This window comes from Dactylosporangium sp. NPDC050688 (assembly GCF_040654515.1).
GTDB lineage: Bacteria > Actinomycetota > Actinomycetes > Mycobacteriales > Micromonosporaceae > Dactylosporangium.
In genome coordinates this window covers 1-7,290 of record NZ_JBFAIC010000053.1, presented here as the reverse complement: position 1 = coordinate 7,290, position 7,290 = coordinate 1, and the positions used below count along the sequence as shown (strand labels likewise).

The 7,290-nt window shown below is 72.1% G+C and carries 7 protein-coding genes and 1 pseudogene; 3 read left to right on the top strand and 5 right to left on the bottom strand.

Annotation, left to right across the window (positions count from 1 at the left end; translation table 11 throughout):
• Positions 1-52: 52 nt before the first annotated feature.
• From AB0H83_RS36610 to AB0H83_RS36600, 3 genes are all read right to left on the bottom strand, one after another.
• Positions 53-2,845 carry a BTAD domain-containing putative transcriptional regulator gene (locus AB0H83_RS36610; protein WP_360103252.1) on the bottom strand — a complete coding sequence of 931 codons (2,793 nt, stop codon included), beginning with the start codon at positions 2,843-2,845 and terminating at the stop codon, positions 53-55.
• Between the two features lie 679 nt (positions 2,846-3,524).
• Entirely contained in the window at positions 3,525-3,785 is a 261-nt protein-coding gene (locus AB0H83_RS36605; protein WP_360103250.1) for a hypothetical protein, read from the bottom strand.
• A gap of 357 nt (positions 3,786-4,142) precedes the next feature.
• On the bottom strand, positions 4,143-4,433 hold the full coding sequence (locus tag AB0H83_RS36600; RefSeq protein ID WP_360103248.1) for a GNAT family N-acetyltransferase: 291 nt from the start codon (positions 4,431-4,433) through the stop codon (positions 4,143-4,145).
• Positions 4,434-4,454: 21 nt separating this feature from the next.
• Here AB0H83_RS36600 and AB0H83_RS36595 point away from each other — a divergent pair, with 21 nt between their 5' ends.
• Positions 4,455-5,243 carry a cellulose-binding domain-containing protein gene (locus AB0H83_RS36595; RefSeq protein WP_360103246.1) on the top strand — a complete coding sequence of 263 codons (789 nt, stop codon included), beginning with the start codon at positions 4,455-4,457 and terminating at the stop codon, positions 5,241-5,243.
• Between the two features lie 4 nt (positions 5,244-5,247).
• Here the strand turns inward: AB0H83_RS36595 and AB0H83_RS36590 are convergent, their stop codons facing one another.
• Both AB0H83_RS36590 and AB0H83_RS36585 read right to left on the bottom strand, forming a co-directional pair.
• Positions 5,248-5,712, bottom strand: a complete 465-nt coding sequence (locus AB0H83_RS36590; RefSeq protein WP_360103244.1) for a hypothetical protein — start codon at positions 5,710-5,712, stop codon at positions 5,248-5,250.
• 110 nt (positions 5,713-5,822) lie between these two features.
• Positions 5,823-6,512 (bottom strand): IS6 family transposase, encoded by a 690-nt coding sequence (locus AB0H83_RS36585; RefSeq protein ID WP_360103348.1) that lies wholly within the window; start codon positions 6,510-6,512, stop codon positions 5,823-5,825.
• 140 nt (positions 6,513-6,652) lie between these two features.
• On the opposite strand from AB0H83_RS36585, the gene AB0H83_RS36580 reads away from it, so the two are divergent.
• A complete protein-coding gene (locus AB0H83_RS36580; RefSeq protein ID WP_360103242.1) occupies positions 6,653-6,778 on the top strand; it encodes a hypothetical protein in 126 nt (41 codons plus the stop codon).
• Positions 6,779-6,960: 182 nt separating this feature from the next.
• Positions 6,961-7,290: pseudogene (locus tag AB0H83_RS36575) on the top strand (integrase); the annotation flags it as partial.

Below are 7,290 nucleotides of genomic sequence, written 5' to 3'. Positions count from 1 at the left end.
TTGCAGCGCCATGTCGCCAATCGGACGGCGAACTGCGGCGCCGGCTGTGGTCTCACGCCGCCAGCGTGGCGATGAGGGCGGCGGCCTGCGCCCGGGTCATGTCCAGCCCCCGCACGTATGCGGCCGCGTGCCGTTGCGCCGGTGCGCCGTGCCGGCTGCGGTGGGTGTTCGCCCGGCCGATGCGCTGCGCCTCAAGGCCGACCCGCTGGCCGATGCCGGTGACCGCGCCCCACAGCAGCGCGCCCGCCTCGCCGTCGCCGGTGAGGGTCAGCGCACGCGCCAGCGACAGCGTGGTGACCAGCCAGGAGCTCACCGCCGGGCCGCTGCCCAGCCGGTCGGTGAGCGCCAGGGCGGCGTGGCGGGCCTCCTCGTGGCGGGCCTGGTCCAGCGCCACCTCGACACCGAGCCAGCCGGCGACGGTGGCCACCCATCCGTACCCGCACGCCCGCGCCGCCCGCTGCGCGTCGGCCAGCAGCTCGGCCGCGCCGGCGAGGTCACCGGCGAGGTAGCGGGCGTTGCCCGACACCATGCCGGCCTGTGCACGCAGGTCCGGCCATCCGCCGACCTCCGCGGCACGTTGCGAGCGCGCCGCGGCCGCTGCGGCCAACGCCGCGTCACCGGACGCTGCGGCCACGAAGGACAGGCAGCACAACGCGTCGGCCCGCAGGTAGTGGTGGCCGGCACGCTCCGCTTCACCGACTGCGGCGTGCGCCCAGGCGACCGCGTCGGGTACGTCACCGGCGATCGAACGCAACGCGGACAGGCCCAGCTGAGCCCGGCTGCGGGCGGCTCGCCTGGGCGCCGTCCGGTCCTGTCCCGCCGCCGCGAGGCCCGCGCGCAGCCAGGCGGTGCCCTCCGCTGTCGCGCCCTGGTGGAACCAGTACCACGCGACGCCGCCGGCGATGTCGACGACCGCGGCACCGTCGCCATCGGCGAGTGCGGTGCGCAGCGCGGCCCGAACATTACGACGCTCCCAGTGCAGGCGGCGCAGCCAGTCGTCGGCCGCGGCGGTGCGCAGTCCCGTGGCGGCGTCCCCGGCGAGCCGGCGCAGCCAGTCGCGGTGCCGGCGTACGGTTCGAGCCCGCTCGTCATCGTCGAGCAGCCCGGCGGCGTCCTGCCGCTGCGGCCGGCCGAGCCGGTACCGGTGGGCGGCACTGCCCGGCCCGTCGCGCACGACCTGCACCAGCGAGCGGTCGACCAGCGCGGCGAGCCGGGCCGGCCCCGCCGGATCGGGGGCGACCGCGGCCATCGCGTCGAGGTCCCAGCCGCCGTCGAAGACGGCGAGCCGGCCCAGCAGCGTCGCCTCGTCCGGTGCCAGCGGGCCGTCCAGCGGGTCCGCGGCCGGGCCGAGCAGGGCGGCCGGGGCGTTGCGCAGGTGGACGGCGAGAGCGGGCAAGGGCAGCGCCCGGGACAGAGCGGCGGCCCGTTCCACGGCGCGCGGCAGGCACCCGACGGCGGCACACACCGCGGCGACGAGCTCCCGCTCCGCCGGGCTCGGCCACGCCCCGGCCCGGCCGGCGTCCTGGCGGCGGCCGGGATCGGCCTCGGCGGCCCGCGCGGCGAACAGCTCCACCGCCGCGTCCAGCGGCAGCGGCGGCAGCTCCAGCAGCACCTCGCCGGGCAGCCCGAGCGGCTCCCGGCCCGCCACGAGCACCCGCAGCCGCGGGTCGGCGTCCGTGAGCCGCCGCACCGCACCGGCCAGCACCGCTCCCCCGCCGTCGACGACGACCAGGGAGGGCCGGTCGGAACGCGCTGCGGCGCCGGCCGCCCGCACCGCCTCGACCAGCCGCGCCTCGGGGTCCGGGTCACCCGGCTCTGCCGGTAGCAGCAATGGCGGGACGCCGGTCAGCGCCGCATGGCGGTGGGCGTACTCCAGCACCAGGCGGCTCTTGCCGATCCCCGGTGGGCCGGTCACCGTGACGATCCGCGATACCCGCAGCAGGTCGGCCACGACCGTCAGCTCCGCCGCGCGGCCCACCAGGCCCGTCGCCGGGACCGGCAGCAGCGGCCCGTCCACCACGACCGGCGCGGCGGGCGCGGCAGGCGCGGATGACCGGTCGGACAGCGGGTCATCGACCAACACCGGGTCGTGGCGCAGCATCGCCGCCTCCAGCTCGTGCAGCGCCGGGCCCGGGTCCACGCCGAACCGTTCGGTCAGCGTCGACCGAGCCTCCCGCAGCGCGTCCAGGGCCTCCACCCGCCGGCCCGCGCGGTACAGCGCGACGGCGAGCAGCTGCCAGAGCCGCTCGCGACCGGGGTGTGCGCGCGCCAGGCCGGACAGCTCCGCGACGGCTGCCTCGGGGCGACCCAGCCCCACTTCAGCCGCCATCCGGTCGATCCGCGCCTGCATTCGCTGCTCCTCCAGCTGGCGTACCTCCTGCAGCGCGAACGGGGCGTCCGGGAAATCGGCGTACGCGCCGCCACGCCACAGCGCCAGCGCGGGGTCCAGCACCTCACACGCCAGCCCGTATCGGCCCCGGCCGACCAGCTTCTGACCCTCGGCTGCCAGGCCGCTGAATCGCTCGACGTCGAAGCAACCCGGCGCCGGCCGCACCGCGTATCCCGCGCCCACCCGCACCAGGACCCGCGCCGGCGAGCGCGGCGGCCGGTCGGGCTCCAGCGCCCGGCGCAGCCGGGTCAGATGGCTGTGTACCGTGCCCAGCGCGCTTGCCGGCGGCTCAGCGCCCCACAGGACCTCCACGATGCGGTAGAACGGCACCTCCCGCCCACCGGCGCTGAGCAGAAGGGCGAGCAGCATCCGGGGTCGGGGGCCGCCGAGGTCCACCAGGCGCTCATCAAGCGCCACCTCCAGGGGGCCTAACACACCGAAACGCGGTTCTGCCATGCACGCTCCCTTGTAAACCGGGAGGTAGCGGCCTCCATCGGTGATCACTTCGCTGACACCTGATCAGATGCGCGGCAGCCGTCCGAGGTTGCCGCGCGGCTCTGTCGCATGCCGTACCGAGGACCGGTCGGATCGCCGTCTGCATGATCGACACCGGCAAGGTAGGAGCCGACGGTTCACCAGAGCGACGGCCCATCCGCCAGCGAACGACCCGGCCGGCCCGACGAGGCCACGGCCGTGATGCGTCACCACCTGGACCGGGCACGCGAACGCCACCTCCCCGCCTTCGATCGGCGACCTCGGCTCGAACAACGGCACTCCGGCAACGTGCGCGGCTCGACGACGTGCACCACCAGTGGTGATAGGCACCTGCGCCGCCCCGCGCACGGCGGGTGTGTTCCGTCAGCGTGGTGACCCGCTGCGTCGTGCCGTCCTCCAGCATCACCGTTTCGCCCCGCCAGCGGATGGGCAGCTGCCAGCACACGTCCGGCTTGTACCGCATCGGGTGCACACCGTCGTGGAGTGCGAGGAGGTGGAGCGCGCAGCCACCGCCGGCGGCGAAGCCGGGCCCGTTGAGCAACACACAGGGACCGTCGGCCCGCGTGGCGGTCCGGTGTGCCGGTGCGCCGTCGAACTCGGCATCGACGGCATGTGTCACCGGACTCGGGCGCCACCCCTCTCACGTCTGGGCGGTCAGCCGGACGACCGCCGCGTCGACGCGGGCCCGGTCCGCCGCGCCGGAGAGGTACGCGCCGTTGGAGCAGCAGCCCTCCTCTGGTCGCCCCGGGCGGATCCCGCGACTGCCACTGCCGAACACGCACGTCCATCCGGACAGCAGCCAGGTGACGTCGGCGCGGATCAGGTGACCGCCGTCCGCGGAATCGACCAACTCGAAGAACTCCCGATCGAAGTCCGCGGGGTGCTCGTCGTCGAAGGTCACAGCGCCGGACGTCCATGCGGAGCGGACGCCTCCTCGGGCAGTTGGACGCCGGTAAGGGGCCACCGAGAAACTACTTGATCTTCTTGGGCTTGATCGCGTTGTCCTGTATCGGTTCTGGGATCGGTCCACTGTGGATCACGTAGTTCCACTCTCCGTGGAAGGCATCCCGACTGATCGGCACCGCACGGCCTCGACCGTCAACCCGGCCTCGGTGCGGGTGGCCGCAATCGTCTCCACAATCACCTGATACAGATCTTGAAGGGTGGGTTGATCGATGTCGGCTCGGCGTGTAGCCGTGACATCGGACGATGGGCGCCATCTTTCAGCGCCTCGAGCACACCGCCGACCTGTTTGTCATCATACGTCTCGTGTTTGTGCAACCCTCGGAACTGCGTCGACGCGCTGGACGGTCAGCCCGCAGTCGCCGGCGAAGGCGCCGCCGTCGCGCAGGTGCATGGCCCACAGGCCGTGGCCGTCCGCCCGGTAGCGGGCCTGGTTGACCCGGATCCACTCGAGCGTCTCCGCGCGGGTCCGGGTCCGCGGGTAGTACCGCATCACGGCCTCGTCGCCGAACAGCGCGGCCAGGTCGTCCAGGTCATGGTCGCTCACCTCCCGAAGGGCGAGACGTTCGGTCGTCAACACGGTCACGTGCGTCAAGCTAGAACATTGATGGACATCAAACACAGCATCCGCCGCCTCGCCGTCGTCGCCGCCCTCGCCACGATCGGCGCCACCCCCGTCCACGCCGCCACCGCCCAGGCGGCCGACCCGACGCCCCCGTGCGCCGGGCCCGTCCAGATCACGTCGGTCACGTTCAACCCGGCGAAGATCGCGCCCGGCCAGAGCTCGACGCTCACCATGACCGCGCAGAACTGCACGGCCCAGGAGCAACAGGCCTCGTTCTTCGCCTACGGCCGCTTCTTCCGCGGCTCCGACACCGGCATCCCGCCCGGCTGCCCGGTCATCGACCCGCTGCCGCCGCGCACCGTCACCATCGCGCCCGGCGCCACGTTCACCGCGACGCAGGGGTACACCACATTCGCGAACTGCACCGCCGACCGCCTCGTCGGCACCGTGTCGCTCACCGCCGGCGGGATGACCGCGAACGCGAACGCGACGCTGCTCATCGCGCCCGTGCCGACCTGCGCGGTCACCTACCGCACCACGAGCAGCTGGGCCGGCGGCTTCGTCGCCCAGGTCACCATCGCCGCCATCGGCACCACGCCGATCCAGGGCTGGGGGCTCGCCTTCACCTTCGCCGGCGACCAGCACATCACGAACGCGTGGAACGCCACCACGACGCAGAGCGGCGCGGCGGTGACGGCGCGCAACCTGGAGTACAACTCCAACATCGCCCCAGGCAGCAGCACCACCCTCGGCTTCATGGGCACCTGGCACGACAGCGACGCGCCGCCCACCGCCTTCACGGTGAACGGCGCGCCCTGCGAGACCCGCTGAAGGGCTACTCGACGTAGAGGTTGACCACCGCGCTGATCGGCAGGGCCACCATCACCAGGAGGAATGCCAGCAGCGCGGCGGCACCCTGCTGCTGCTGCTGGGCGTGGATCGTCCTCAGCGTGCAGTCGCCCGTTAGCACGAACCAGTCGATGAGGTACCGCGCGACGTACAGCCCCACGTAGGCCACACCGAGGGCCATGCCGAACCCGGCGAGGCTCTCCGGCCAGGTGGTGAAGTCGCCGGCGACGGCGCCGTAGAGGATCAGGCCAACCGCGGTGAGCACGGCGGCGGCCTCCAGCCCCTCGGTGACGCCGCCGGCGACGACCGCGCCGCGCAGGTTGCCGGGCGCCACCAGGCTGTGCAGGTAGAAGGCGATGACCAGGCCGGCCACGCCGGCGAGCGTGAACACGCCGGTCGAGGTCAGCGAGGTCTGCAGGTTGGGCGCCTGGCCGACGAAGGTGACCCGCACGACGAAGGCGAGGCCGAGGTAGAAGCCGAGGCGGACCAGGCCGACCGAGAGCGGCAGGCGCCGTTGCGTTTGCTGATTGGAGGGCGCGGTTGCGTGAGCGCGGCCAGTCTTCAGATGGCGGCGGCGAGCTCGGTGAACGCTGCGGCGACGCGGAGTCCGCGCGGGGCGTCGAGTCCGAGTTCGTAGTGGCCGCGGCGTAGGTTCTGCATGAAGGCATGTCCGACGATGATCGTCTGTGCGGTCCGGTCGGTCCGCAGTCCGCGCATCGGTCTGAGTCGCTGTTTCAGCTGACTATGGTCTGCCTCTATCCGGTTGTTGGCGTGGCGTTCGACATGGTGCCGCGCCCACGGGACCAGTTCATCGAGGACTGCCGGGTACACCGACGCCGCGTCGGTGACCACTTCGGTGGGTCGCACCTTCAGGGTGGCCATCGCCCGGCGGAAGAACCGGCGTGCCGCGGCCGCGTCGCGGCGGGCGGAGACGATTACGTCGATGACCTGCCCGTGCTGGTCGACGGCGCGGTACACGTACCGCCAGACGCCGTTGACCTTCACGTAGGTCTCATCGGTGAACCACCTGTCACCGGGTGCGTGCCGGCAGAACCGGGCCGCGTCGGCGAGTAGCGGGGTGAAGCGTTGCACCCACCGGAAGACGGTGACGTGGTCGGCCTCGACACCACGCTCGATGAGGAGTTCTTCGACGTCGCGGTAGGAGAGGTTGTACCGCAGGTAGAGCCGGACGGCGACCATGATGACGTCGGGTGGGAACCGGAACCAGGCGAACGCCGACCGCGGTGGCAGGGATGGACGCCGACGGCTCGAGAGCTTCACCGTCCAAGCCTGCCTGACCAGGGCAACGCTTAATGCAACGGACCCCGCACGACTACTTCGCCTTGCCGCACCTTGGGGAATGGATCCGGCGGCTACCAGAGCGGGCGTTCGTGACGGAGTACTCGGTGCTGCTGCGCGAGTACACGAGCATGATTGTGGTCGACGAGCGCGAGGTGCTGTGGGACGCAATGGAACGCAGGCTCGTCGAAAGGCCCAACGACTTCAAGCAGACCTGATAAGGCATCACCGGTCGGACATTAACGATCTTGGCGTCCGGTCATGCTCGAGCGGATGTCGGGACCGTGCCCTTGCCGAAAATCCCATCCGCCCTGGTGAGGCAGGGGTCGGAGACGTTGACCCGGTTGCTGGGCGCTGGGGTTCGGCGTTGCCTGCGATCGATGCGGCATGATGGGTTGCCGTGCTGCTGCGACTGGCGTACCTGGCTGTGACGAACGCGTTTGCGGTGCTGCGGCTGCTGCCGATGAGCAATCGGGACAAGGACGTGGAAATCCTTGCCCTGCGCCATCAGATCACGGTGCTGGAACGCCAACTGGGCAAACAGAAGGCGCGGTTCGACGCAAGCGATCGGGCGTTCCTGGCGGCCCTGCTCCACAGCCTGCCACGCGACGTGCTGCGCCGGGTACGGCTGCTGGTGCGCCCCGATACGGTGCTGCGTTGGCATCGTGACATGGTCGCCCGCCGTCACGCGGCCGTCTCCCGACCCAAACGGCCGGGCCGGCCACGGACC

Coding starts and splice junctions, on each gene's coding strand:
- AB0H83_RS36595 (WP_360103246.1), top strand. CDS start 4,455: ATGGACATCAAACACAGCATCCGCCGCCTCGCCGTCGTCGCCGCCCTC.
- AB0H83_RS36610 (WP_360103252.1), bottom strand. CDS start 2,845: ATGGCAGAACCGCGTTTCGGTGTGTTAGGCCCCCTGGAGGTGGCGCTT.